General features: G+C 67.9%; 25 protein-coding genes. 12 read left to right on the forward strand and 13 right to left on the reverse strand.

What is annotated here, in order from left to right; translation table 11 throughout:
- Nucleotides 1-72: 72 nt before the first annotated feature.
- The 6 genes from pgl to tkt are packed head-to-tail and all read right to left on the reverse strand — an operon-like array spanning nucleotide 73 to nucleotide 8,229.
- Nucleotides 73-843, reverse strand: a complete 771-nt coding sequence (gene pgl / locus E3T33_RS03000) for a 6-phosphogluconolactonase (RefSeq protein ID WP_134574707.1) — start codon at nucleotides 841-843, stop codon at nucleotides 73-75.
- Entirely contained in the window at nucleotides 840-1,808 is a 969-nt protein-coding gene (locus E3T33_RS03005; protein WP_092322123.1) for a glucose-6-phosphate dehydrogenase assembly protein OpcA, read from the reverse strand. Before E3T33_RS03005 ends, pgl begins: the two co-directional genes overlap by 4 nt.
- The gene (gene zwf / locus E3T33_RS03010; protein WP_134574708.1) at nucleotides 1,805-3,346 is read right to left on the reverse strand and encodes a glucose-6-phosphate dehydrogenase; all 1,542 of its coding nucleotides are present in this window, start codon (nucleotides 3,344-3,346) and stop codon (nucleotides 1,805-1,807) included. The genes E3T33_RS03005 and zwf overlap by 4 nt, the downstream gene beginning before the upstream one ends.
- Nucleotides 3,347-3,369: 23 nt before the next feature.
- Entirely contained in the window at nucleotides 3,370-4,977 is a 1,608-nt protein-coding gene (locus E3T33_RS03015; RefSeq protein ID WP_134574709.1) for a glucose-6-phosphate isomerase, read from the reverse strand.
- Nucleotides 4,974-6,095, reverse strand: a complete 1,122-nt coding sequence (gene tal / locus E3T33_RS03020; RefSeq protein ID WP_092321980.1) for a transaldolase — start codon at nucleotides 6,093-6,095, stop codon at nucleotides 4,974-4,976. The genes E3T33_RS03015 and tal overlap by 4 nt, the downstream gene beginning before the upstream one ends.
- Nucleotides 6,096-6,135: 40 nt before the next feature.
- Nucleotides 6,136-8,229 carry a transketolase gene (gene tkt, locus E3T33_RS03025; RefSeq protein WP_134574710.1) on the reverse strand — a complete coding sequence of 698 codons (2,094 nt, stop codon included), beginning with the start codon at nucleotides 8,227-8,229 and terminating at the stop codon, nucleotides 6,136-6,138.
- A 291-nt stretch (nucleotides 8,230-8,520) separates the two neighbouring features.
- Between tkt and E3T33_RS03030 the strand changes: the two genes are divergently transcribed.
- On the forward strand, nucleotides 8,521-9,441 hold the full coding sequence (locus E3T33_RS03030) for a heme o synthase (protein ID WP_092321977.1): 921 nt from the start codon (nucleotides 8,521-8,523) through the stop codon (nucleotides 9,439-9,441).
- A 39-nt stretch (nucleotides 9,442-9,480) separates the two neighbouring features.
- Here E3T33_RS03030 and E3T33_RS03035 read toward each other — a convergent pair whose 3' ends face one another.
- Nucleotides 9,481-10,431, reverse strand: coding sequence for a COX15/CtaA family protein (locus tag E3T33_RS03035; protein WP_092321975.1), 951 nt, complete (start codon nucleotides 10,429-10,431; stop codon nucleotides 9,481-9,483).
- Between the two features lie 264 nt (nucleotides 10,432-10,695).
- Here E3T33_RS03035 and sufB point away from each other — a divergent pair, with 264 nt between their 5' ends.
- The 7 genes from sufB (at nucleotide 10,696) to E3T33_RS03070 (ending at nucleotide 17,267) form a co-directional block, all read left to right on the forward strand.
- Nucleotides 10,696-12,114 carry a Fe-S cluster assembly protein SufB gene (sufB, locus tag E3T33_RS03040; protein WP_092321974.1) on the forward strand — a complete coding sequence of 473 codons (1,419 nt, stop codon included), beginning with the start codon at nucleotides 10,696-10,698 and terminating at the stop codon, nucleotides 12,112-12,114.
- A gap of 42 nt (nucleotides 12,115-12,156) precedes the next feature.
- On the forward strand, nucleotides 12,157-13,326 hold the full coding sequence (gene sufD / locus E3T33_RS03045; protein ID WP_092321972.1) for a Fe-S cluster assembly protein SufD: 1,170 nt from the start codon (nucleotides 12,157-12,159) through the stop codon (nucleotides 13,324-13,326).
- Nucleotides 13,327-13,328: 2 nt separating this feature from the next.
- Entirely contained in the window at nucleotides 13,329-13,655 is a 327-nt protein-coding gene (locus E3T33_RS03050; RefSeq protein ID WP_092321971.1) for a non-heme iron oxygenase ferredoxin subunit, read from the forward strand.
- Between the two features lie 46 nt (nucleotides 13,656-13,701).
- Nucleotides 13,702-14,466 (forward strand): Fe-S cluster assembly ATPase SufC, encoded by a 765-nt coding sequence (gene sufC, locus E3T33_RS03055; protein WP_134574711.1) that lies wholly within the window; start codon nucleotides 13,702-13,704, stop codon nucleotides 14,464-14,466.
- A gap of 4 nt (nucleotides 14,467-14,470) precedes the next feature.
- Nucleotides 14,471-14,800: a metal-sulfur cluster assembly factor gene (locus E3T33_RS03060; RefSeq protein ID WP_092321968.1), complete on the forward strand. Its 330-nt coding sequence runs from the start codon at nucleotides 14,471-14,473 to the stop codon at nucleotides 14,798-14,800.
- Between the two features lie 142 nt (nucleotides 14,801-14,942).
- Nucleotides 14,943-15,572 (forward strand): TetR/AcrR family transcriptional regulator, encoded by a 630-nt coding sequence (locus E3T33_RS03065; RefSeq protein WP_134574712.1) that lies wholly within the window; start codon nucleotides 14,943-14,945, stop codon nucleotides 15,570-15,572.
- 96 nt (nucleotides 15,573-15,668) lie between these two features.
- The gene (locus tag E3T33_RS03070) at nucleotides 15,669-17,267 is read left to right on the forward strand and encodes an ABC-F family ATP-binding cassette domain-containing protein (protein WP_092321965.1); all 1,599 of its coding nucleotides are present in this window, start codon (nucleotides 15,669-15,671) and stop codon (nucleotides 17,265-17,267) included.
- Nucleotides 17,268-17,319: 52 nt separating this feature from the next.
- Here the strand turns inward: E3T33_RS03070 and E3T33_RS03075 are convergent, their stop codons facing one another.
- Genes E3T33_RS03075 through E3T33_RS03085 form a run of 3 tightly spaced genes read right to left on the reverse strand, consistent with a single transcriptional unit; the run spans nucleotide 17,320 to nucleotide 18,730 of the window.
- Entirely contained in the window at nucleotides 17,320-18,171 is an 852-nt protein-coding gene (locus E3T33_RS03075; protein ID WP_092321963.1) for an SURF1 family protein, read from the reverse strand.
- Entirely contained in the window at nucleotides 18,168-18,452 is a 285-nt protein-coding gene (locus E3T33_RS03080) for a hypothetical protein (RefSeq protein ID WP_241982805.1), read from the reverse strand. The genes E3T33_RS03075 and E3T33_RS03080 overlap by 4 nt, the downstream gene beginning before the upstream one ends.
- Entirely contained in the window at nucleotides 18,449-18,730 is a 282-nt protein-coding gene (locus E3T33_RS03085) for a DUF3099 domain-containing protein (RefSeq protein WP_092322122.1), read from the reverse strand. The genes E3T33_RS03080 and E3T33_RS03085 overlap by 4 nt, the downstream gene beginning before the upstream one ends.
- A gap of 133 nt (nucleotides 18,731-18,863) precedes the next feature.
- Between E3T33_RS03085 and E3T33_RS03090 the strand changes: the two genes are divergently transcribed.
- Nucleotides 18,864-19,574, forward strand: a complete 711-nt coding sequence (locus E3T33_RS03090) for a beta-ketoacyl-ACP reductase (protein ID WP_134574713.1) — start codon at nucleotides 18,864-18,866, stop codon at nucleotides 19,572-19,574.
- 21 nt (nucleotides 19,575-19,595) lie between these two features.
- Here E3T33_RS03090 and serB read toward each other — a convergent pair whose 3' ends face one another.
- On the reverse strand, nucleotides 19,596-20,237 hold the full coding sequence (serB, locus tag E3T33_RS03095; protein ID WP_092321960.1) for a phosphoserine phosphatase SerB: 642 nt from the start codon (nucleotides 20,235-20,237) through the stop codon (nucleotides 19,596-19,598).
- The gene (locus tag E3T33_RS03100) at nucleotides 20,234-21,481 is read right to left on the reverse strand and encodes a glucose-1-phosphate adenylyltransferase (RefSeq protein ID WP_092321959.1); all 1,248 of its coding nucleotides are present in this window, start codon (nucleotides 21,479-21,481) and stop codon (nucleotides 20,234-20,236) included. Before E3T33_RS03100 ends, serB begins: the two co-directional genes overlap by 4 nt.
- Before the next feature lie 82 nt (nucleotides 21,482-21,563).
- Here E3T33_RS03100 and glgA point away from each other — a divergent pair, with 82 nt between their 5' ends.
- From glgA to E3T33_RS03115, 3 genes are all read left to right on the forward strand, one after another.
- On the forward strand, nucleotides 21,564-22,745 hold the full coding sequence (glgA, locus tag E3T33_RS03105; protein ID WP_134475076.1) for a glycogen synthase: 1,182 nt from the start codon (nucleotides 21,564-21,566) through the stop codon (nucleotides 22,743-22,745).
- A 73-nt stretch (nucleotides 22,746-22,818) separates the two neighbouring features.
- On the forward strand, nucleotides 22,819-23,601 hold the full coding sequence (locus E3T33_RS03110) for an ABC transporter ATP-binding protein (protein WP_134574714.1): 783 nt from the start codon (nucleotides 22,819-22,821) through the stop codon (nucleotides 23,599-23,601).
- A gap of 143 nt (nucleotides 23,602-23,744) precedes the next feature.
- The gene (locus tag E3T33_RS03115) at nucleotides 23,745-23,996 is read left to right on the forward strand and encodes a type B 50S ribosomal protein L31 (protein WP_092321955.1); all 252 of its coding nucleotides are present in this window, start codon (nucleotides 23,745-23,747) and stop codon (nucleotides 23,994-23,996) included.
- 166 nt (nucleotides 23,997-24,162) lie between these two features.
- On the opposite strand, the gene E3T33_RS03120 is transcribed toward E3T33_RS03115, so the two are convergent.
- Nucleotides 24,163-24,849: a 3'-5' exonuclease gene (locus E3T33_RS03120; RefSeq protein WP_134574715.1), complete on the reverse strand. Its 687-nt coding sequence runs from the start codon at nucleotides 24,847-24,849 to the stop codon at nucleotides 24,163-24,165.
- Nucleotides 24,850-24,884: the final 35 nt, after the last annotated feature.

A 24,884-nucleotide genomic window follows, 5' to 3' on the forward strand; every position in this document is an offset into this window, starting at 1 on the left:
CATACCGCGAACCCGCAGTTGTGCACGTTATGAGGCCCTCATAACACGCACAACTGCGGGTTCGCGGTGTTTTTAGTAGATGGGGGCGATGAGGTTCTCTGGCACCTGGGCCGCGGCCTCACTGTCCACGAAGAAGACCGTGCGCTTGCGTCCCTTGATGCCCGCGACCGGTACCTCGTCGCGGCTCGCCCCGGCCAGCGCCAGCCCGAGGGCGGAGGCCTTGTCCGAGCCGGCCAGGACCAGCCAGACCCGTTCCGACGAGTTCAGGGCGGGGCGGGTGAGGCTCAAACGCTCGGCCGGCGGCTTGGGCGCGTTCAGGATCGGGATGACGCTGGCCTGCGATTCCCGGATGCCGGACTGGTGCGGGAAGAGCGAGGCGACGTGGCCGTCGGGCCCGACGCCGAGGAAGGTGATGTCGAAGCGGGGCAGCGCGGCCCCGGATGGGGCGGCGAGGGCCAGCTCGGCCGCGTAGCGAGCGGCGGCGGCCTCGAGGTCGTCGCCCTCGTCCGAGGCGGGGAACGGGTGCACGTTCTGCTCCGGCACCGAGATGTGATCCAGCAGGGCTTCCCGCGCCTGCAGCTCGTTGCGGTCGGGGTGGCCCTTGGGCACCCAGCGTTCGTCGCCCCACCAGAACGAGACCCGGCCCCAGTCGATCGTGTCCCTGGCCGGCGACGAGTTGATGGCCGCCAGCACGGCGATGCCGACCGAACCGCCGGTCAGCACGACATTCGCAGCATCCTGGTCGTCAAGGATGTCGACGGTCTTCGTGATGAACCGCGCCGCCACCGAAGCCGACAACGACTCCTTGTTGAGGTGGACTAATACGCGCCGTTCATTCGTCACAAGTGTGCTCCGGTCTGTTCTGCGACCACGTCGTCGAGTTGCGGCAGGCCGCGCGTGATCACTTCACCATATAACTCATCCGGGTCGAGGCGTCGCAGCTCATCGGAGAGGCAGTCGCGCAGGCTGCGGCGTTTGAGGGTGAGATCCTGCTGCGGGCGGCCGGGCTGGGTCAGGGTCGCGATTTCCGGAATGTCCCGTTCGAGCGAGATGACGCCGGATGCCCGGGTGAGGTGAACCCCGCGGATTCCGTGGGCCAGCGGGCCCGAGGTGAGCTCGTATTCGACCGGCACCTGCAGCTGCATCTGCAGCCAGGCGGCCAGCAGCGCCGTCGAGGGTGAATCGGCCGCGCCCTCGACCTGGACCGCCGTGATCGCCTCGTACGGCGGCTGGTCGAGCACGGCGGCGAGCTGGGCCCGCCAGAGGGTGAGCCGGGTCCAGGCGAAGTCGGTGTCGCCGGGTCGGTAGCTGGTGCAGAGACGGTGCAGGGCGGCCTGCGGGTCGGCCTGCGCCGACGCATCCGTCACCCGGCGGTACGCGATCCGCCCGAGGGGGGACTCCGCGGGCACGTCGGGGGCCTCTCCCGGCCACCAGGCGACGACGGGCGCGTCCGGCAGGAGCAGACCCATCACGAGGCTCTCCGGGTCGCTGGCGGCATCGCCGTAGGCGCGGAGCACGATGACCTCGCTCGCCCCGGCGTCCCCGCCGACGCGGATCTCGGCGTCGACCCGGGCCGCGACGGCGCTGTGCGTGCCGTCGGATTCCCGGGTGGAGACCACGATGACGCGCATGGGGTGCTCCCGTGAGGCGTCATTGGCCGCCTCGATGGCCTCCTCTTCGTGGCCGAGCGTCGACGCGATGATGAGCGTCAGCACGCGGCCGAGAGCCACGGCGCCGCCCTCTTCCCGGATGCGCACCAGCGCCTTGGAGATCTTGGACGTCGTGGTGTCAGGCAGGTCGACGATCACGGTCGCCTCCACTTCCGGCCGTCGCGAGACAGCAATTCGTCGGCGGAATCGGGACCCCACGTTCCCGGCCGGTACTGCTCCGGCTGGCCCTGTTCGGCCCAGAACTCTTCGATCGGGTCGAGGATCTTCCAGGACAGCTCGACCTCCTCGTGGCGGGGGAACAACGGCGGGTCGCCGAGGAGCACGTCGAGGATGAGACGCTCGTAGGCCTCCGGGCTCGCCTCGGTGAAGGCGTGTCCGTAGCCGAAGTCCATCGTGACGTCGCGCACCTGCATTCCGACGCCGGGAACCTTCGAGCCGAAACGGATGGTGATCCCCTCGTCGGGCTGCACCCGGATGACGAGCGCGTTCTGGCCGAGCGTCGCCGTGTGGCCCTCCTCGAACAGGGACTGCGGGGCGCGTTTGAACACGACGGCGATCTCGGTGACCCGTCGGCCCAGCCGCTTCCCGGCGCGGAGATAAAACGGGACTCCCGACCAGCGCCGGGTTTCGATGGTGAGCCTGAGCGCGGCGTAGGTTTCGGTGAGGGACTCCGGGTTCATCCCGTCTTCGTCGAGGAAGCCGAGGACCTTCTCGCCGCCCTGCCAACCCCCCGAGTACTGCCCGCGGGCGGTGCCGGTGGCGAGGTCGTCGGGCAAACGGACGGAGGCCAGCACCTTCTCCTTCTCGGTGCGGAGGTCTTCCGCCGCAAAGGAGATCGGCTCCTCCATCGCCGTCAGGGCGAGGAGCTGCAGCAGGTGGTTCTGGATCACGTCGCGGGCGGCGCCGATGCCGTCGTAGTAGCCGGCGCGGCCGCCCACTCCGATGTCTTCGGCCATGGTGATCTGCACGTGGTCGACGTAGTTGGCGTTCCAGATCGGTTCGTACAGCTGGTTGGCGAAGCGAAGGGCCAGAATGTTCTGCACCGTTTCCTTGCCCAGGTAGTGGTCGATCCGGAAGACCGAATCGGCCGGGAAGACCGACTCGACGACGTCGTTGAGCTCCCGAGCCGTCTTCAGGTCGCTGCCGAAGGGCTTCTCAATGACGACGCGGCGCCACTGGCCCTCCTTCTGCTCCGCGAGACCAGAGCGACGCAGCTGCTCCGTGACCTGCGGGAACGCCTTCGGCGGGATCGAGAGGTAGAACGCATGGTTGCCCATCGTGCCGCGCTTCTCATCGAGTTCCTGGATGGTCTCCTTGAGCTGTTCGAACGCCGCGTCGTCGTCAAACGTACCCGGCACGAAACGGATGCCCTCGGCCAGCTGCGCCCAGACATCCTCGTGGAACTCGGTGCGCGCATACTGCTTCACGGCGTCGTGCACGACCTGCATGAAATCCTCGTTGTCCCAGTCGCGCCGGGCGAAACCGACGAGCGCGAAGCCCGGCGGCAGCAGCCCCCGATTCGCCAGGTCGTAGACGGCGGGCATGAGTTTCTTCCGCGACAAGTCGCCCGTCACGCCGAAGATGACGAGGCTGCTGGGCCCCGCGATCCGGTTCAGGCGGTAGTCGGACGCTGATCGCAGCGGATTGAACTCCGGGGTGATCTCCACCGGGGACATGCAGCTCCTTTGAGGGACAGGCGTCAGCGCAGGGCGGCGAACAGGGTTGAGATGTTCGCAGCAGGCTGGGTGAGGGTGAGGGTGAGGACCGGGCGACCATGTTCGGCAAGCACGCTCGCGTCACCGCTGGCCTGGGCCTGGATGAGTTCACCGAACGTGAACGGCCGTTCCGGAATGTCGAGGTCCTCGGCCGGGACGGCCAGGATCTGGAGGAACACACCGGTGGCCGGCCCGCCCTTGTGGAACTGGCCCGTGGAGTGCAGGAATCGCGGACCCCAGCCGAAGGTGACCGGCCGCTTGGACAGCCGGGCGAGCAGGTCGCGGACCTCGGCCAGTTCCGGGAGGTCCAGGCGGTTGACGTACGCCTGCACGGCGACATAGCCGTCCGGTCCGAGTTCCTCGAGCAGGGCGTCGACGGCCGAGGCCAGGTCGCTGGCGGCGCCGATGACGTGCGGCGTGCCGCGCACCTCGATGCCGTCGGAGATGAAGGCGGCCGGCTCGGGCTCGGGCCTGGCGTCCAGCAGCCCGCGGCTGGCGATCTTGGCGGACTCCACGTCCGGCTGGTCGAACGGGTTGATGCCCAGCAGCCGTCCGGCGACCACCGTGGCGTATTCCCAGACCAGGAACTGGGCGCCCAGCGTTCCGCTCACCCGGATCTCGTCGCCGCCGTCGTCGGCACCGAAGACCTCGAGGCCGGCGTCGTCGACGAGGCGCACCAGCTGCAGGTCGGGCAGGTTCGCGGACAGCTCGGGCGCGCCCGGTTCGAGCACGACGGGCAGGAGCCCGGTGCCCTTCTTGCCGGTCGATTCCGCGACGAGCTGCTCGATCCAGTCGGGCAGGCCCACGATGTGGGTCCCGTCGGCCAGGAGGGCGAGCTTGTCCCGCAGCGGGCTGGTCGCGGCGATGGCCGCACCGAGCACGAGGCCCGGGTTCTCGGGGGAGTCCACGGCCAGCGCGAGGCTGATCGCGTCGGCTTCGTCCAGGAGCTGACCGATGTCGACCCCGGCCAGGCCGGACGGCACCAGGCCGAACGCCGTGAGGGCCGAGTAGCGTCCGCCGACGGTCGGGTCGGCGGTGAAAACGCGGTAGCCGGCGGCGCGGGCGGATGCCTCCAGCGGCGAGCCGGGATCGGTCACGACGATGATCCGCTCGGCCGGGTCGATGCCGGCCGCGCGGAACGCGCGCTCGAACACCCGGCGCTGGCTGTCGGTTTCGACGGTGGAACCCGACTTGGACGAGACCACGAGGGCCGTGGCTTCGAGGTCGTCGTGCAGTGCGGCAAGAACCTGGCCGGGATCGGTCGAGTCCAGCACGGTGAGGGCCACCCCGGCGGTGCGGGTGATGACCTCGGGCGCCAGCGACGAGCCGCCCATGCCCGCGAGGGCGATCCGGGTGACGCCGTCGGCGCGAAGCGTGTCGCGCAGCGCCAGGATCTCGGCGACGAGCGGACGCGAGACCGCGACCGACTCGGTCCAGCCGAGACGCTTCGACGCCTCATCCTCGGCCTCCGGGCCCCAGAGCGCAGGGTCGAGGGCCGTGATGCTCGACGCGACCAGGTCGTCGACGAGGATGGGCACCGCGGTGCGGACGGCCTCAGTCGCGCCGCCGCTCACCGAAATTCGGAAGCTCACCGGCGGGCCCGGGCGGCCTCGAGCGCGGCCGTGACCGTGTCCAGCAACTCGTTCCAGGACACGATGAACTTGGAGACGCCCTCGGCCTCGAGCACCCGGGTGACGTCGTCGTAGGAGATGCCCTGGGCGGCCAGCGCGTCGAGCACGGCGTTGGCGTCGTCGTAGTTGCCGGTGATCGTGTCCCCGGCGATGACGCCGTGGTCGAACGTCGCGTCGAGGGTCTTCTCCGGCATAGTGTTGACGACCTCGGGCGCGACCAGCTCGGTCACGTAGAGGGTGTCGGGCAGGCTCGGGTCCTTGACGCCGGTCGAGGCCCACAACGGGCGCTGCTTGTTCGCCCCGGCTCCGATGAGCACCCTGGCCCGCTCGCTGTCGAAGGCCTGCTCGTAGACCTGGTAGGCCAGGCGCGCGTTGGCGACGCCGGCCTTGCTCTTGAGGGCGAGCGCCTCGGCCGTGCCGACGGCTTCCAGGCGCTTGTCGATTTCGGTGTCCACGCGCGACACGAAGAACGACGCGACCGAGTGGATGGTGGAGATGTCGATTCCGGCGGCCCGGGCCTTTTCCAGCCCGGTCAGGTAGGCGTTGATGACCTGGCGGTGGCGTTCGAGGCTGAAGATGAGCGTGACGTTGACGCTGATGCCGGCCGCGATGGTCTCCGTGATCGCCTCGAGGCCTTCGATGGTCGCCGGGATCTTGATCAGGGCGTTGGGCCGGTCGACCTTTGCCCAGAGTTGGCGGGCCGCGGCGATGGTTCCGGCCGCGTCGTGGGCGAGGGTCGGCTCGACCTCGATCGAGACCCGGCCGTCGAGACCGTTCGTGCGGTCGTAGACCGGGCGGAACAGGTCGCTGGCCGCGGCGACGTCGTCGGTGGTGATCTCGAAGACGGCGTCGTGAACGCCGGTGCCGGCCGCGGCGAGGAGCGCAACCTGCTCGGTGTACGCCTCGCCCTTGCTCAGGGCGCCGGCGAAGATCGTCGGGTTCGTCGTGACGCCGACGACGTTCTTCTCGGCGATCAGATTCTTCAGTCCGCCGGAGGTGATGCGCTCGCGGGACAGGTCGTCCAGCCAGATGCTGACGCCGGCAGCGGAAAGCTGGGCGAGGGGAGTTGTCTCAGTCATGTTTTTCTCCTGTGATTCAGATGTAGGTTTCGGGGCGCGCTCAGAGCGCTGCGAGGGATTCCCTGGCGGCGGCGACCACGGCATCCGTGGTGATGCCGAATTCGCGGAACAGGGTCTTGTAGTCCGCCGAGGCACCGAAGTGCTCGATGGAGACGCTGCGGCCGCGGTCGCCGACGTACCTGCCCCAGGTCAGCGCGATTCCGGCCTCAACCGATACCCGCGCGGTCACGGACTTCGGCAGCACCGACTCGCGGTATTCGGCGGTCTGCTCCTCGAACCATTCGAGGCTGGGCGCCGACACGACCCGGGCGTTGATGCCGTCGGCCTTGAGCGCCTCGCGGGCGTTGACGGCCAGCTGCACCTCCGAGCCGGTCCCGATCAGGATCACGTCGGGGGTGCCGCCGGGGGCCTCGGCCAGGACGTAGGCGCCCCGGACCACGTTCGCGGCCGACGCGAAGGTGTCTCCGGATGCGTCGCCGTCGCCGCGCTCGAACACGGGGATGTTCTGGCGGGTCAGCACGATGCCGGCCGGACCGCCTCGACGTTCGAGGATCGTCTTCCAGGCCCAGCTCACCTCGTTGGCGTCGCCCGGACGCACGACGTCGAGGCCCGGAATGGCGCGGAGCGTCGCGAGCTGCTCAATCGGCTGGTGGGTGGGGCCGTCTTCACCGAGAGCGACGGAGTCGTGCGTCCAGACGAAGATCGACGGCGCCTTCATCAGCGCCGCGAGGCGGATCGCCGGGCGCATGTAGTCGCTGAAGATCAGGAAGGTCCCGCCGAACGGGCGAGTGTTGCCGTGCAACACGATGCCGTTCAGGATGGCGGCCATCGCGTGCTCGCGAATGCCGAAGTGCAGCACGCGGCCGTACTTGTTGCCGGTCCACGCGCCGGTGCTGTGCTCGCTCGGAACGAACGACGCGGCGCCCTCGATCGTGGTGTTGTTCGATTCGGCGAGGTCGGCGGAGCCGCCCCAGAGCTCGGGGATGACCGAGCCGAGGGCGCCGAGCACCTTGCCGGATGCGGCCCGGGTGGAGACCTCGGTGCCGGCCGGGAAGACCGGGAGCGCCTCGTCGAGCCCGTCGGGCAGTTCGCCGGTGAGCAGGCGGTCCAGCAGCTGCTTCCGTTCGGGGTTCGCCGCCGACCAGGCATCGAAGCGCGTGTTCCACTCGGCGTGCTGGTCCGCACCGCGGACGAGGGCCTTGCGGGTGTGCTCGATCACGTCGTCCGCGACCTCGAAGTTCTTGTCCGGGTTGAATCCCAGCACCGTCTTGACACCGGCGAGTTCCTCGGCGCCCAGCGCGGATCCGTGAATCTTGCCGGTGTTCTGCTTCTTCGGGCTGGGCCAGCCGATGATCGTCTTCAGGATGATCAGCGACGGCTGGTCGGTCACGGCCTGGGCCGCCTCGATCGCGGAGTGGAGCTCGGCGACGTCCTCGACGTACGAACCGGTCTTCTTCCAGTCGACGGTCTGCACGTGCCAGTTGTAGGCGGCGTAGCGCGCCGCGACGTCTTCCGTGAACGCGATGTTCGTGTCGTCTTCGATCGAGATCTGGTTGCTGTCGTAGATGGTGATCAGGTTGCCGAGCTGCTGGTGGCCGGCGAGCGAGGATGCCTCGGCGGTGAGGCCCTCCTGCAGGTCGCCGTCGCCGGCGATGACATAGACGAAGTGGTCGAACGGGCTCGTGCCGTCCGCGGCATCCGGATCGAACAGGCCGCGCTCGAACCGCGCGGAGTAGGCGAAGCCCACGGCGGAGGCCAGGCCCTGCCCGAGCGGGCCGGTCGTGATCTCGACGCCGTCGGTGTGGCCGTATTCCGGGTGGCCGGGAGTCTTCGAGCCCCAGGTGCGGAGCGCCTTGAGGTCATCGAGCTCGAGGCCGTAACCGCCCAGGTAGAGCTGGACGTACTGGGTGAGCGAGCTGTGGCCGGCGGAGAGCACGAAGCGGTCGCGGCCGAGCCAGGCGTTGTCGGCCGGGTCGCGCCGCATGACCTTCTGGAACAGGAGGTATGCTGCCGGGGCCAGGCTCATGGCGGTGCCCGGATGCCCGTTGCCGACCTTCTCCACGGCGTCCGCGGCAAGCAGACGGGCCGTGTCGATGGCCGTGTTGTCGATGGAATTCCACTGCAATGCTGCCACTTTGAAAGGACCCTTCTGGAAGCGACGAGGGCAGGTCGTCACGGACCTGCTCCTGCTGAGGTTGGCGCGCCCGTGGACTTCATCGGCCTCACGCGTGCGCGTGTGGTTCGGCGGGGCCGATCCACGCGGACAATCGACGTGACTGGCGGGCATGTTCAGTATAGGGATGCGGCATTCCCGTGTGTCGTGGGATGACGGCAGCCCCGGCCGCCGGGCGGGGCGCGGACGCTCCCGCCCGGCCGTCCGGCATGGCCTAGAATTGACCGAGCCAGCAGAACCGTAAGAGGAGCAATGGACGTCGCCGTAGAAACCCGCCGCGAGAGCGGACCGCGCACCATCCGCCGCACCCTGAAGGCATATGTCGCCCTGACCAAGCCTCGGATCATCGAGCTCCTGCTCGTCGTCACCGCGCCCACCATGATCCTGGCGGCCGGCGGCATCCCCAGCCTGTGGCTGGTGCTGGCGACGCTGATCGGTGGCGCGCTGAGCGCCGGTTCGGCCGGCGTGTTCAACTGCTACCTCGACCGTGACATCGACCGGCTGATGAAGCGCACGAAGGATCGGCCGCTGGTGACCGGGGAGGTCAGCGACCGTGAGGCGCTCATCCTCGCCTGGGTGCTGGGCGCGGCCTCCATCGTCTGGCTCTGGGCGTTCACCAACTGGCTGGCTGCGGTGCTCTCGCTGGCGGCCATCCTGCTCTATGTCGTGTTCTACACGATCATCCTCAAGCGCCGCACGGCCCAGAACATCATCTGGGGCGGCGTGGCCGGCTGCATGCCCGTGCTGATCGGCTGGGCCGCCGTGACCGGCGACCTGTCGTGGCCGCCGTTCATCCTGTTCGCGGTGATCTTCCTCTGGACCCCGCCGCACTATTGGCCGCTGTCGATGAAGTACCGCGCCGACTACCAGGCCGCCGGCGTGCCCATGCTCGCCGTGGTGCGCGGGCGCGCCCAGGTCGGCCTGCAGGTCATCCTATACGCCTGGGCGACGGTCGCCTGCTCTCTGCTGCTCATCCCCGTCGCGGACATGGGCCTGCTCTACGCCTTCGTCGCGCTGGTGACCGGCGGCTGGTTCATCTACGAGACCCACCGCCTCTACAACCTGGCGATCCGGCACGAGCACGTCTCTCCGATGCGCGTCTTCCACGGCTCGATCGCGTACCTCACGCTGCTCTTCGTCGCCGTCGGCGTCGACCCGCTGCTGCCCTTCTAGCCGCCGTCGCTCCGGCCGCGCGCGGGCCAGCGGGAACCGTTAGCTGCGCGCGGTGCCGGCAGCGGATGCCGTGGCCGACGCCGGGGAGGCATCCGTCTCGGCGACAGGGGCCCTCAGGTGCAGGATCAGCGCCGTCATCACCGCGGCGAGGACGCAGGCCAGCACCATGTGGCTGCCGACGAGCACCGGGGGCAGGCCGGTCCGGGCCTGGACCAGCCCGATGATGATCTGCATCGCCTCGATCCCGAGCAGCCCAACGGCCCAGCCGGCGACCGGCAGACCCCGGATGACCGCCGCCGCGAGCAGCGTCACCGTCAGCAGCAGCGTGACGTAGGCCGGCCAGGCATGGAGGTGCTCGAACAGCTCGGCGTCGAATCCGGACCGGACCGCGTCGGAGTCCCCGGAGTGCGGCCCGGATGCGGTGGTGACCACGCCCACCACGATCGTGATCGCCACCACCGCGCTGGTGGCGTGGGCCAGCCGCGCGAACCAGGTCGGCACGACGCGCCGACGCGGTCCGGGCGTCGTCGTCGTGCGGTAGACCAGCACCGTCGCGACACACACCATCAACAACGACACGATGAAGTGCAGGCCGACGATGAACGGGTTCAGGCCGGTGAGCACGGTGACTCCGCCGAGGAGGGCCTGGACGAGCACCCCGAGGGCCAGCACGAGGGCGAGCACGAACAGATCGCGCCGCTCCCGGCGGATGCGCCACAGCAGCACGAAGGTGGCGATCGCGACGAGGCCCACGACGCCCGTCATCAGGCGGTTCGCGAACTCGATCACGCCGTGGACGCCCATCTCCGGCGTCGGTACGAGGGATTGGGCGGTGCAGGTCGGCCAGGTCGGACAGCCCAGCCCCGATGCGGTCAGCCGCACCGCGCCGCCCGTTCCGACGATCACGATCTCGGTGACGAGGCTCAGCCACGCGAAGAAGCGGATGCGCCCGTCAACGCGGGTGGGCAGCCAGGCGGAAATTCGGCTCACGTGGGTCAGCTTTCGGTTTGTCGGCTCATGTGTAAACGCCGGTAGTCACTGGAAATGCCACCCGAACGCTGTAGAATCAGGGTTTCATGGATTCACTCGTGTTGCCCGTAAAGCGGCAAAGCAGCGTGGCGAGGGTCTTGAATATCTTAGGTACGCAACGTAGCCGTCCACACAACCCATTCCCCGACAGGGCCTCCTCTGGAGGCGTGTCCGGGAATGACCGGACTGATATCCGGGTTGTTGTGAATGGGAGAAGAGGTAAAAATGTCTGACGTTCTGCTAGACCGACCCGACCTCGAGGGGATCGGCACTTACGAGTTCGGATGGGCTGACTCCGACGCCGCGGGCGCATCCGCCCGGCGCGGCATTTCGCCTGAAGTCGTCACCGACATCTCGAACATCAAGAGCGAACCCGAGTGGATGCTGAAGCGACGCCTCAAGGCGCTGGAGCTCTTCGAACGCAAGCCCATGCCCACCTGGGGCGCGGACCTCTCGGGGATCGACTTCGACAACATCAAGTACTTCGTGCGGTCCACGGAGAGGCAGGCCCAGACCTGGGAAGACCTGCCCGACGACATCAAGAACACCTACGAGAAGTTGGGCATCCCGGAGGCCGAGCGCTCACGCCTCGTCTCGGGTGTCGCCGCCCAGTACGAGTCGGAAGTGGTCTACCACCAGATCAACGAGGACCTCGCCGCCCAGGGCGTCATCTTCATGGACACCGACACCGCGCTCAAGGAGCACCCGGAGATCTTCGAGGAGTACTTCGGCACGGTCATTCCCTCCGGCGACAACAAGTTCGCCGCGCTGAACACCGCGGCCTGGTCCGGCGGGTCGTTCGTCTACGTTCCGCCCGGCGTCCACGTCGAGATCCCGCTGCAGGCCTACTTCCGGATCAACACGGAGAACATGGGCCAGTTCGAGCGCACGCTGATCATCGCCGACGAGGGCAGTTACGTGCACTACATCGAGGGGTGCACCGCGCCCATCTACACCTCGGACTCGCTGCACTCCGCCGTGGTGGAGATCATCGTGAAGAAGGACGCCCGCGTCCGCTACACGACGATCCAGAACTGGTCGAACAACGTCTACAACCTGGTCACCAAGCGTGCCACAGCGGCCGCCGGCGCCACCATGGAGTGGATCGACGGCAACATCGGCTCCAAGGTCACCATGAAGTACCCGTCGATCTACCTGATGGGGGAGCACGCCAAGGGCGAGACCCTGTCCGTCGCCTTCGCCGGCCCCGGCCAGCATCAGGATGCCGGCGCCAAGATGATCCACATGGCGCCGTACACGCAGTCCTCCATCGTGTCCAAGTCGGTCGCCCGCGGCGGTGGCCGCTCGGCCTACCGCGGCGAGGTGAAGGTCGACGTGCGCGCGCACCACTCGGCCAACACGGTGCGCTGCGACGCGCTCCTGGTCGACACGAAGTCCCGCTCCGACACCTACCCGGCCATCGACATCCGCGTCGACGACGTGCAGCTCGGGCACGAGGCCACCGTCTCCAAGGTCAGCGAAGAGCAGTTGTTCTACCTGATGAGCCGCGGCATGCCCGAAGACGAGGCCATGGCCATGATCGTGCGCGGTTTCATCGAACCCATCGCCAGGGAACTCCCGATGGAGTACGCCCTTGAACTCAACAAGCTCATTGAAATGGGCATGGAAGGATCCGTCGGTTAGATGTCCGTCGCCTCTGCAAAACTGAATCCCGTTTCACCCGCAATGCCCACAGCCGAACAGCACGGAATCAAGGAACACTCGGACGGCCGGTTCGGCTATGTGCCGGTGCAGACCCGCTCCGCGCGGTTCAAGAGTGTGAACGTCGCCGACTTCGCAGCCGTCACCGGCCGCGAGGCGGTCTGGAAGTTCTCGCCCGTTGCCAGGTTCACTGACCTCACCGCCGGCGAGCTCGACGGGTCGGTCTACGACTACTCCGTCACGGATGCGCCCGGCGTGACCGTCGACTGGGTCGATCGCGGCGACCCCCGGATCGGCACCGCCGGCTTGCCGGAGGAACGTGCCTCGGCCAACGCCTGGACGAGCTTCGAGCGCGCCCTCGCGATCACCGTCACCGGTGAGGACGAGAAGGTTCTCACGCTCACCCGTGAGAACCTCGGCTCCGCTCCGCGGGCGGCCCACACGATCATCGAGGCCAGGCCGTTCAGCCACGCCACCGTCATCCTGCAAAACAGCGGCGACGCCCGGATCACCGAGAACGTCGAGATCATCCTCGGCGACTCGGCGAACCTCACCGTCATCACCGTGCAGGAGTGGAACGCCGACGCGGTCCAGCTGGCCAGCCACTTCGCGACCATCGGACGCGACGCGCGCCTCAAGCACATCGTGGTCTCGCTCGGCGGAAGCATCGTGCGGGTCAACCCGGCCGTGCACCTGGCCGGATCCGGCTCGGACACCGAGCTCCTGGGCCTGTACTTCGCCGACGCCGGCCAGCACCTCGAGCAGCAGGTCTACGTCGACCACATCGCGCCGCACACCCGGAGCCGGGTGACCTACAAGGGCGCACTGCAGGGCAAGGCCGCGCGCACCGTGTGGATCGGCGACGTGCTCATCGGCCCGGGCGCCAGCGGAACCGACAGCTACGAGCAGAACCGCAACCTCGTGCTGAGCGAGGGTACTCGTGCCGACTCCGTGCCGAACCTCGAGATCGAAACCGGCGACATCCTGGGTGCCGGTCACGCCAGCGCCACCGGACGCTTCGACGACGAGCAGTTGTTCTACCTGCAGTCGCGCGGCATCACCGAGGACGAAGCCCGCCGGCTCGTGGTGCGCGGCTTCCTCAGCGAAATCGTGCAGAAGCTCGGATCCAAACCGCTCGAGGATCGGCTGCACGCGGCCATCGAGGCCGAGCTGGCCGTCTCGGAGGGGAACTGATCATGGCGTCCACCCAGATCTGCGCCTTCGACGACCTCGAACCGAACCAGGCCGTCAAGGTCGACATCGACGGCATCCCCATCGCCGTCGTTCGCGACTCTGCCGGCTCGGTGTTCGCGATCGGCGACACCTGCACCCACGGCGACATTTCCCTCTCGGAAGGTTTCGTCGAGGGAGAATCCATCGAGTGCTGGGCGCACGGCTCCCTGTTTTCCCTGAAGACAGGCAAGGCGCTCACCCTCCCGGCCTACGACCCGGTTCCCGTCTACAAGGTCGAACTCGTTGACGGTTTCGTCTTCATCGACCCCGCCGTCATCCTGGCCGTCTAGCCACCCCGACTTGCCGGCGGCAACGCCGGAAAACGAAAGAGAATTCATGTCTGTACTTGAGATAAAAGACCTGCACGTCAGCGTCGAGACCGACCAGGGCACCACGCAGATCCTGCGGGGCGTCAACCTGACCATCAACGAGGGCGAGATCCACGCGATCATGGGCCCCAACGGCTCGGGCAAGTCCACCCTGGCCTACACGATCGCCGGCCACCCGAAGTATCACGTGGAGAGCGGCACGATCCAGCTCGACGGCGAAGACGTCCTCGCCATGACCGTCGACACCCGCGCCCGCGCCGGCCTCTTCCTCGCGATGCAGTATCCCGTCGAGATCCCCGGGGTGTCGGTCACGAACTTCCTCCGCACCGCCAAGACGGCGATCGACGGGACGGCGCCGCCCATCCGCACCTGGATCAAGGATGTCCGCGAGTCGATGAGCCGGCTGCGGATGGACAAGAGCTTCGCCGAGCGCAACGTCAACGAGGGCTTCTCGGGCGGCGAGAAGAAGCGCAACGAAATCCTGCAGCTCGAACTGCTGAGGCCCAAGTTCGCCGTGCTCGACGAGACCGACTCCGGACTCGACGTCGACGCGCTCAAGATCGTGTCGGAGGGCGTGAACCGGGCCAAGGAGAACACCGGCCTGGGCATCCTGCTGATCACCCACTACACGCGGATCCTGCGCTACATCAAGCCGGACTTCGTGCATGTGTTCGTGAACGGCCGCATCGCCGAGCAGGGCGGTCCCGAGCTGGCCGACCGCCTCGAAGACGAGGGCTACGATCGCTATCTCGTCGACACGAACGTAAACTAGGGGCATGTCTTCCACATTGAGTCCTGCGCGCTTCGATGAAATCGAAGAGGCGCTCAAAGACGTCATGGACCCGGAGCTCGGCATCAATGTCGTCGACCTCGGGCTGATCTACGACCTCGGCTGGGATGACGAGAACGACGCACTCATCATCCACATGACCCTGACCTCGGCCGGCTGCCCGCTGACCGACGTGCTCGAGGAACAGACCGCCGAGGCCCTGGACGGCGTCGTCGACCAGTTCCGGATCAACTGGGTCTGGATGCCGCCGTGGGGTCCCGAAAAGATCACCGACGACGGTCGCGACATGATGCGCGCCCTCGGCTTCTCGGTCTAGCCCGGCGTCACCCGCCCGCCGTTCCTCACGGCCCCGATGCGTTCGCGCATCGGGGCCGTTCTGCGTCCTGGATCGGCCACCGTCGCGGCTGAGGCGCCGAGTGGAATGGGTTTACACCTAGTAGAACGGTACTCTAAGTGTCATGCCAGCACCGTCGACTCCCGCGCAAATCCGCCGATCCGTGCAGGCCACGGCCACTCGAGCGGCGATCACCCTGGCCGCGCACCGATTGATGCTCGAGCGCGGCTATGTCGCCACCTCGATCGGCGCGATCGCCGACGAGGCCGGCGTCGCGGTCCAGACGATCTACAACTCGATCGGCAACAAGGCCGAGGTGCTCTCCGCGGTGCTCGATCTCGCCGCCGCCGGACCGGACGCCCCTGCCCTTCTCCCCGATGTGATGCGCCGGCGGGTGGCCGCCGCCGTGAGCGCACCGGAGATCATCCGGATTCTCGCGGACTGGTTCACCGAGTTGCATGCGCGAAAGTCGGGCGTCTTCCGCGTGATCGGCCAGGCCACCGCCGTTGATCCGGAGGTCGCGAAACTCGAACTCCGGCGCGCCGCCGGCCGGCTGCACCATTACGGTGAGGCCGCGTCGGCCCTCCGGGCCCGGCGCGGGCTACGGGCCGGGCTGAGCGACCACGAGGCCGCCGCGGCGATCTGGGCCCTCGGCCACCCGCAGGTGTACGAGTCCTTCGTGACCGACCTCGGCTGGTCGGCCTCGGCCTACCGGGAATGGCTCGGAAAGACCCTCAAAGCCACCCTGTCGTAGCTGTCGGGTACGAGGCGGACGCGGCAAGCAAATATACTGGATAGTTGGCCCGACTGGGCCGGCGACTTTTTACCCCCCTCTGAACGGACTATTGCTGTGCTCAACGTGCAAGATCTCGAGATCCGTGTGGGGGCGCGCGTGCTCATGGAGGACGTCAGCTTCCGCGTTTCCAACGGAGACAAGATCGGCCTCGTCGGTCGAAACGGTGCCGGCAAGACCACGCTGACCAAGACCCTGGCGGGGGAGACCCTGCCCACGAAGGGGCAGATCGAACGCTCCGGCGAGATCGGCTACCTCCCGCAGGACCCGCGCTCCGGCGACCCGGAGATGCTCGCCCGCACCCGCATCCTCGACGCCCGCGGGCTCGGCACCATCTCCCTCGGCATGCTCCAGTCGAGCCTCGACATGGCCAGCGATGACGAGAAGGTCAGCGCCGCGGCCATGCGCACCTACGGCACCCTGACCGACCAGTTCAACGCCCTCGGCGGCTACGCCGCCGAGGCAGAGGCCGCGTCGATCGCCAGCAACCTGAACCTGCCCGACCGCATCCTCGACCAGCAACTCAAGACGCTCTCCGGAGGCCAGCGCCGCCGGATCGAGCTCGCGCGCATCCTCTTCTCCGCGGCCGAGACGATGATCCTCGACGAGCCCACCAACCACCTCGACGCCGATTCCGTCGTCTGGCTGCGCGAGTTCGTGAAGAACTACCGCGGCGGATGCATCATCATCAGCCACGACATCGAACTCGTCGGCGACACGGTCAACCGGGTCTTCTACCTTGACGCCAACCGCATGGCGATCGACATCTACAACATGAACTGGAAGAATTACCAGCGTCAGCGCGAGGCCGACGCCGAGCGCCGCAAGAAGGAACGCGCCAACGCCGAGAAGAAGGCGTCGACGCTGCAAATGCAGGCCGCCAAATTCGGGGCCAAGGCCAGCAAGGCGGCATCCGCCCACCAGATGGTGGCCCGCGCCGAGAAGCTGCTCTCCGGCCTCGATGCCGTGCGCGCCGTCGACCGGGTCGCCAAGCTGCGCTTTCCGGAGCCCGCGCCGTGCGGTCGCACCCCGCTGATGGCGACGAACCTGTCCAAGAGCTACGGCTCCCTGGAGATCTTCGCCGCCGTCGACCTGGCCATCGACCGCGGGTCGAAGGTCGTCATCCTCGGCCTCAACGGCGCCGGCAAGACGACCCTGCTGCGCATGCTCGCCGGCGTCGACAAGCCCGACACCGGTCAGATCGAACCCGGCCACGGCCTGCGGATCGGCTACTACGCCCAGGAACACGAGACCATCGACATCAAGCGCAGCGTGCTCGAGAACATGGTTTCCTCCTCGCCCAGCATCACCGAGATGGAAGCCCGCAAGGTGCTCGGCTCCTTCCTGTTCACCGGCGACGACTCGCACAAGGCGGCCGGGGTTCTCTCCGGCGGCGAGAAGACCCGGCTCGCGCTGGCCATGATCGTCGTCTCCGGCGCCAACGTGCTGCTCCTCGACGAGCCCACGAACAACCTGGACCCGGCCAGCCGCGCCGAGATCCTGGACGCGCTGGCCAACTACGCCGGCGCTGTGGTCCTGGTCAGCCACGACGAGGGCGCTGTCGAGTCTCTCAACCCCGAGCGGGTGTTGATCATGCCCGACGGTGTCGAGGACCACTGGAACAAGGACTACCTGGACCTGATCACCCTCGCCTGATCCCGCTCGCCTGATCACCCTCGGATGGGCGGTCAGGCGGGTTCAGCCCAGGTCAGAGCGGTGAGTGCGTGCCGTCGAGGAGGGCATCCTCGATCTCCCCGTCGCCGCGCGGCTTCGCTGCCTCGCGACGGGCGCGTGTCTTCGCGCGTTCCCGCTCGGCCGGGTCGTCGATGTTGACCGTGCGGAACTCCTGGCGGGCGGCCCAGCCCAGACCGAGGAATCCGAGCAGGGCGAAGACGAACCACTGCAGGGCGTAGGACAGGTGCGGACCCTCGTCCCGGATCGGGCGCACCACCGCGGTCGGGCGCTCGGCGGCGGGTGGGTCCTCGGTGTCCAGCAGCCCGTAGGCGCCAGTGTACGTGGGCGCGTCCAGCCGCTCCGCGACGTCGTCGAGGTTGATCGTGGCGATCTGGTCGCCGCTGGCCGTGCGCCCGGTCAGGGTCGGCTCGCCGGCCTTGAGCCGGGCGACGACCGTGACCTGGCCGACGGGAGGCTCGGGCACGGCGTCGGGGGCATCCTGGTTCTGCCCGGTCGGCAGCCAGCCGCGGTTGACGACGAAGACGGTCCCATCGTCCTGCCGGAGCGGCGTGAGCACCTCGAATCCCGGGTTGATGTTCAGTGGACGGTTGCGCACGAGCAGCTGGTCTTCGACGAGATAGGTGCCCGTGACGGTCACCGGGAGCCATTTCTGCGTCTCCGCGAACGAGTCGAGGTCCGGCAACGCATCGGCCAGGGGCACGGGCGAGGCATCGTAGTTCGCATCGATCTTGGAGATCTCGGTGAGCGCCTCGGCCCGGCGCGCGAACTGCCAGACACCCAGCCCGCTCGACACGAGAGCGAAAACGATCGTCAGGGCGAGATAGCCCGCCCAGCGCCGGCTGAGCAGGAAGGACCAGCCGCTCACTCCGCACCCGCCTCCGGCTGCCGGGCGACGGCCGGCGCTTCGACAGTCAACGGGTCGGCAGCCAACGGGTCGGCGGTCAACGGCTCGACCGTGAGCGGAAAGTCACGCGCGGCCAGGAACTCGCGCAGGTAGTCGACGTGCTCGTCGCAGGCGAGCCAGGTCTTGACCCGGCCGGCGGCGTGGATGCGGGGGTTGCGCCAGTCCAGGCGCCAGGTCGCCCCGGTCCGGCATCCGGCCCGGGAACAGCTGGTCTGTTCAGGGGGCGTGCCGAACCCGATCATTTGCCGTCCTCGGGGCGGTCGCGTGTGAAGACCTCGACTCCGCCCGGGCGCAGCACCTGTGAGCCCCGCGGATCGGCGTGGACGTTGGCAATGACAACGGCGATGTACGGCAGCACGATCGCGCCGACGGCGCAGACCAGCAGCCACCAGCCCTGCACGAAGAACATCAGGACGATGCAGACGATCCGGATGCCCATGGTGATCGAGTACTTGACCATGCGGCTTCGCCGCTCTTCCTCAGGGGAGAGGGGCAGTGAGGTGATCGACTGCTGTTTCATGGATGTCATCGCTTCCGGCCAGAGGACGTTCTGCCCTTTCCAGCCTACGTCTCGTTGGGCGAAGGCGCTGACGCTCTAAGCTGAAACCCCCCGGTCGCCTCTTCATTCGCCCGGCAGGAGATTGGATCACCGCATGACGACGGCTCGAACTGTACTGGTCACCGGAGGAAACCGCGGGATCGGTTTCGCCATCGCCGAGGAATTCGTCGCTCAGGGCCACCGCGTGGCCGTGACCGCCCGCTCGGGCACGGGACCCGACGGCACCCTCACCGTGCGCGCCGACGTGACCGACTCCGCGTCGATCGACACCGCCTTCCGCGAAATCGAAGCCGCGCTCGGCCCGGTGGAAGTTGTCGTCGCCAACGCCGGCATCACCAGGGACACGCTCCTCATGCGCATGTCCGATGACGACTTCACCTCGGTCATCGACACCAACCTCAGCGGCGCCTTCCGCGTGGTCAAGCGCGCCTCGAAGGGCATGCTCAAGGCCCGCTTCGGCCGGATCGTGCTCATTTCCAGCGTCGTCGGCCTCTACGGGTCGGCCGGGCAGGTCAACTACGCGGCGTCCAAGAGCGGGCTGATCGGCCTGGCCCGGTCGGTCACCCGTGAGCTGGGCGCCCGCGGCATCACCGCCAACGTCGTCGCCCCCGGATTCATCGAGACGGACATGACCGCCGAACTTCCCGAGGCGCAGCAGGCCGAATACAAGCGCAACATCCCCGCCGGCCGGTTCGCGACCCCGACCGAGGTGGCTCGCGTCGTCACCTGGCTCGCCGGCGACGACTCCTCCTACATCTCCGGAGCGGTCATCCCCGTCGACGGCGGCCTCGGAATGGGCCACTGACCCACCGCGGGTGGGCGAGGCTCAGCCGCGCAGGCCGAGCAGGGGGAGCACCTGGCTGAGGTCGCATACATCGATCACGACGTCGGCCCCGGCCTTCACCAGCGGCTTCGCGTTGAAGGCGATGGACAGCCCGGCCGGGTCCATCATCCGCAGGTCGTTGGCACCGTCGCCCACCGCGACCGTGCGGGAGAGCGCGATGCCGTCGGCGGCAGCCCACTCCCGCAGGGCAGCGGCCTTCGCCTCGGCGTCGATGATCGGGCCGACGAGGCCGCCGGTGAGCCGGCCGTCCGCCACCTCCAGCCGGTTAGCACGCCAGTGGTCCAGGCCGAGCAGGCCGGCCAGCGGGTCGAGCAGTTCGTGGAACCCGCCCGAGACCACGCCGACGCGGCTGCCGTGCGCATGCAGGCCGGCGATCAGTTCGTGCACGCCCGGGGTCGGGCGGATGAGCCGGCCGACGTCCGCGAAGACGCTGGTCGGCAGCCCCGCGAGGGTTTTCACCCGCGCGATCAGGCTTTCGGCGAAGTCGAGCTCCCCACGCATGGCGCGCTCGGTGACCGCCTGAACTTCGGGGCGCGAGCCCGCGGCATCCGCCAGCAGCTCGATGACTTCGTCTTCGATCAGGGTGGAGTCGGCGTCGAGAACGACCAGGAACCTTGTTGTCACGGGTGAACGTGCACGCCCTTGCCGACGACGGTGATTCCCGAGTTGGTCACGCTGAAGCCGCGGGCCAGGTCCCGGTCGCGGTCGACGCCGACGCTGGCTCCCGCCTCGACGATCACTTCCTTGTCGAGGATCGCCCGGCGAACGGTCGCGCCCGGCTTGATCTGCGTGCGTTCGAAGACGATCGAATCGACCACCTCGGCGCCGGAATCGACGGCGGCCCACGGCCCCAGGACGCTGCGTTCGATGTGCGCGCCGGAGATGACGCTGCCGAGCGACACGATCGAGTCGATCATCGTTCCCAGTGCGCCGCGCGCATCGCGAACGAACTTGGCCGGCGGGGAGTTGAGCTGCTGGCTGAAGATCGGCCATGCCTGGTTGTACAGGTTGAACACGGGCAACGCTGAGATGAGATCCTGGTGGGCCTCGAAGAACGAGTCAATCGTTCCGACGTCGCGCCAGTAGTACCGGTCGCGGTCGGTTGAGCCGGGCACGTCGTTGAGCTTGAGGTCGTAGACGCCGGCCTCGCCGCGGGAGACGAAGTCGGGGATGATGTCCCCGCCCATGTCGTGGCTCGAGTCGGTCTTCTCGCCGTCGCGCAGCACCGCTTCGATCAGGGCATCCGTGTTGAAGACGTAGTTGCCCATCGAGGCGAACACTTCGTCGGGGTTGTCCGCCAGGCCGACGGCATCCTTCGGCTTCTCGCGGAAGTCCCTGATCCGGTCGGGGCTCGCAGCGTCGACCTCGATCACGCCGAACTGGTCGGCCAGGCCGATCGGCTGGCGGATGGCGGCGACCGTGGCCTGGGCGCCGGATGCGATGTGCGCTGCGATCATCTGGCTGAAGTCCATCCGGTACACGTGGTCGGCTCCGACGACGACGACGATGTCGGGCTTCTCATCGTGGATCAGGTTGAGGCTCTGCAGGATCGCGTCGGCGGATCCGCTGAACCACCGCTTGCCGAGGCGCTGCTGGGCGGGAACCGAGGCGATGTACGAGTTGAACAGGCCGCCGGTCACGTGCCACGTCTGCGAGACGTGGCGGTCCAGGCTGTGCGACTTGTACTGCGTCAACACGACGATCTGGGTGAGCCCGGAGTTGATCAGGTTGGACAGGGCGAAGTCGATCAAGCGGTAGTGGCCGCCGAAAGGCACGGCGGGCTTGGCACGGTCCTCGGTCAGGGGCATGAGCCGCTTTCCTTCTCCGCCGGCGAGAACGATTCCAAAGATCTTCTTCTTCGACTCCATGGTTCCCACAGTAGGGGCATCCGCTCGCCTCGACCACCCGGACTGTGGTGTGTGACCCTCGGCGCTGCGCTAGTTTTACTCCATGCGAGTCGATCTGCTGACCAAGGAATACCCGCCCGAAATCTATGGGGGGGCGGGTGTGCACGTGGCCGAGCTCGTCCGAGCGCTCCGTCACGACATCGACGTCGTGGTGCGCTGCTTCGGCGGCGACCGTGACGCGCCCTCGACACACGCGTACGGAGTTCCGGCGGAGCTCGCCGACGCGAACGCGACCCTCGCCACGCTCGGGGTCGACCTGAGGATGGCCCAGGACGTGCAGGGCGCGGATCTCGTGCACTCCCACACCTGGTACGCGAATGGGGCAGGGCACATCGCCAAGCTCCTCCACGGCGTGCCGCACGTCGTCACGGCGCACAGCCTGGAGCCGCTCCGTCCGTGGAAGGCCGAGCAGCTCGGCGGCGGCTACCGAGTGTCGAGCTGGATCGAGAAGACCGCATTCGAAGCAGCGGATGCCGTGATCGCCGTGAGCGACGGCATGCGCCGGGACATCCTCCGCAGCTACCCGGCCCTCGACGAGTCTCGGGTGCAGGTCGTCTACAACGGCATCGACCTCGAACGCTGGAAGCCGACCACCGACCACGACACCGTTCGGGCGCTCGGCATCGACCCCGATCGACCCTCCGTCGTGTTCGTGGGGCGCATCACCCGGCAGAAGGGCCTGCCCTACCTGTTGCGGGCGGCCGCAGCCCTGCCGGAGGACGTGCAGCTTGTGCTCTGCGCCGGCGCACCGGACACCCCGGGCATCATGGCGGAGGTGACCGCGGGAGTGCGCGCGCTCCAGGAGCAGCGCTCCGGCGTGGTCTGGATCGACCGGCTCCTGCCGCAGCACGAGCTGTCGGCCGTGCTCACTGCCGGAACGGTCTTCGTCTGCCCCTCCGTCTACGAACCGCTCGGAATAGTCAACCTCGAAGCGATGGCCTGCGGCCTGCCCGTCGTGGGCACCGCCACCGGCGGCATCCCGGAGGTCGTGGCCGACGGAGAGACGGGCCGGCTGGTCCCGATCGACCAGGCGACGGACGGCACCGGCACCCCGCTCGACCCCGATCTCTTCGTCGCCGACCTCGCCAGGACCCTCACCGAAGTGCTGAGCGACCCGGTACGCGCGGCGGAAATGGGCCGAGCCGGACGTGTCCGGGCGGAGCGGGAGTTCAGCTGGGACACCATCGCCGTCCGCACCCGGGAGATCTACGCGTCCCTGCTGTAGCCGGACCCCCGGCGGGTGCGCGGTGGGTGCGCGGTGGGTGCCGAGGCCCCACCGCGGCGGATAGCATGGAGCCATGGTCAACGTTCTTCAGCTCACCGATGTGTCCGTTGTCCGAGGTGGCACTGCCATCCTCGACTCAGTGAACTGGAGTGTTGAAGACGACCAGCGCTGGGTCATCCTGGGCCCGAACGGCGCCGGCAAGACCACGCTGCTGCAGATGGCCGCGGCCATGATGCACCCCTCGAGCGGCAAGGTCGAGGTGCTCGAGGAGCCCCTGGGCGGCACCGACTTGTTCGAGCTTCGCCCCCGGATCGGCTTCGCGTCGACGGCCATGGCCCGCAAGATCCCCGCGACGGAGCGGGTCATCGACGTCGTGATGACCGCCGCATACTCGGTCACGGGGCGGTGGCACGAAGAGTACGAGTCGATTGACGAGCGTCGCGCCCAGCGCGTGCTCGCAGAATGGAAGCTCGACCACCTGGCCGAACGCAAGTTCGGCACCCTCAGCGACGGTGAGCAGAAGCGGGTACAGATCGCCCGGTCCGTGATGACCGACCCGGAGATGCTCCTGCTCGACGAACCCGCGGCCAGCCTCGACCTCGGTGCTCGCGAGGAGCTGCTGCACCTGCTCAGCGGCTACGCCAGCGCCCCGGATGCCCCGGCCATCATCATGGTGACCCACCACGTCGAAGAGATCCCGCGCGGATTCACCCACGTGCTGCTGATTGCCGGCGGAGCAATCGTGGGCGCCGGCCCGCTCGCCGAGGCGCTCACCGCCGAGGCACTGAGCGCGACGTTCGGTCTCGCCATTGATCTCACCGAGAACCACGGGCGTTATGCGGCGCGCGCGGTCTGACCAGCTGGACTCCATCGCGGCCCGTTTCTGCTAAACTCGGTAGCTGGCCCTTGCGGCCAGGCTATTTTTTCGCCCTCACCGGCGAGACGGCACTTTTCATCTCCACCATTCGTGATCATTCGAACAGCAACAAGGAAGTCTTTATGAAGTCTGACATTCACCCCCAGTACGCTCCCGTGGTCTTCCGCGACCTCGCGTCGGGTGCGACGTTCCTTACCCGTTCGACGACTTCCAGTTCGAAGACGATCGAGTGGGAAGACGGCACCACCTACCCGGTGATCGACGTCGAAATCTCCTCCGAGTCGCACCCGTTCTACACGGGCAAGCAGCGCATTATGGACTCGGCCGGACGCGTCGAGAAGTTCAACACCCGTTACAAGGGCTTCGGCAAATAAGACCGAGCTTCTGAAAAGGGCGACCAGCCTCGGCTGGTCGCCCTTTTTCGTGCCCGCGGGTCGAGCGGCCGCTCCGACAGGGCAAGCGTCAGGAGCATGAAGCCGGCGATGACCTGTACCACCGCCAGGTGGCCGACCGGCGCGATGGGAAAGAACGACCTGCCGGTCAGCGCTCCGGCCAGCCGCCGGCGGCGACGAACTTCGGGTCGCGTTCGCGGCGCATGTAGTCCTGGAAGCTGTCGGCCTGCTGCTGGCTCCAGCCCACCTGCAGCGCATGGAGTTCAGGCCCGGTGGCCGGCAGCGCGCTCGAGTGCGCCTTCGCGATCGCCTGGGCCACGCGGCCGGCGGCAATCGCATCCGCGCCGGAGTCGTGTGCGTCTTCCAGCAGCACGCCGTAGAACGCGCTCGTGACCTCGAGGGTGCGCTTGCCCTTGCGGTAGCGATCGACGGCCTTGTCGATGACCAGCGGGTCAACGACGGGGGACGGCGCCAGGAGCGGCGCCACGTCGTGGCGTAGCGACTCCCGGTTGAGCAGGGTGAGGTCGTAGGGGGCGTTGTACGCCACGAGGGGGAGCCCGCGGGCCAGGTGCGCGCGGAGCGCCGCGACGATCTCTGCGACGCCTCCGGCGGCATCCTGCCCGTTCCGGGCGGCGTGCGCGGTCGTGATGCCGTGCACGTTCGTCGCCTGAAGCGGGATCTCCACTCCCGGGTCCAGGAGCCAGTCCAGTCGTTCCAGGACGACGCCGTCGGCGTCGAGCACGGCCACGGTCGCCGAAACGATCCGGCTCGTCTCCACGTCGATGCCGGTGGTCTCGAGGTCGAACACGGCCAGGCTGTCGCTCCAGTTGCTCATGGGGCAAGCCTAGGGCCGACCACCGTCAATGCCCG

This window comes from Cryobacterium sp. TMT1-2-1, from assembly GCF_004403955.1.
In the GTDB taxonomy this organism is placed as follows: domain Bacteria; phylum Actinomycetota; class Actinomycetes; order Actinomycetales; family Microbacteriaceae; genus Cryobacterium; species Cryobacterium psychrotolerans.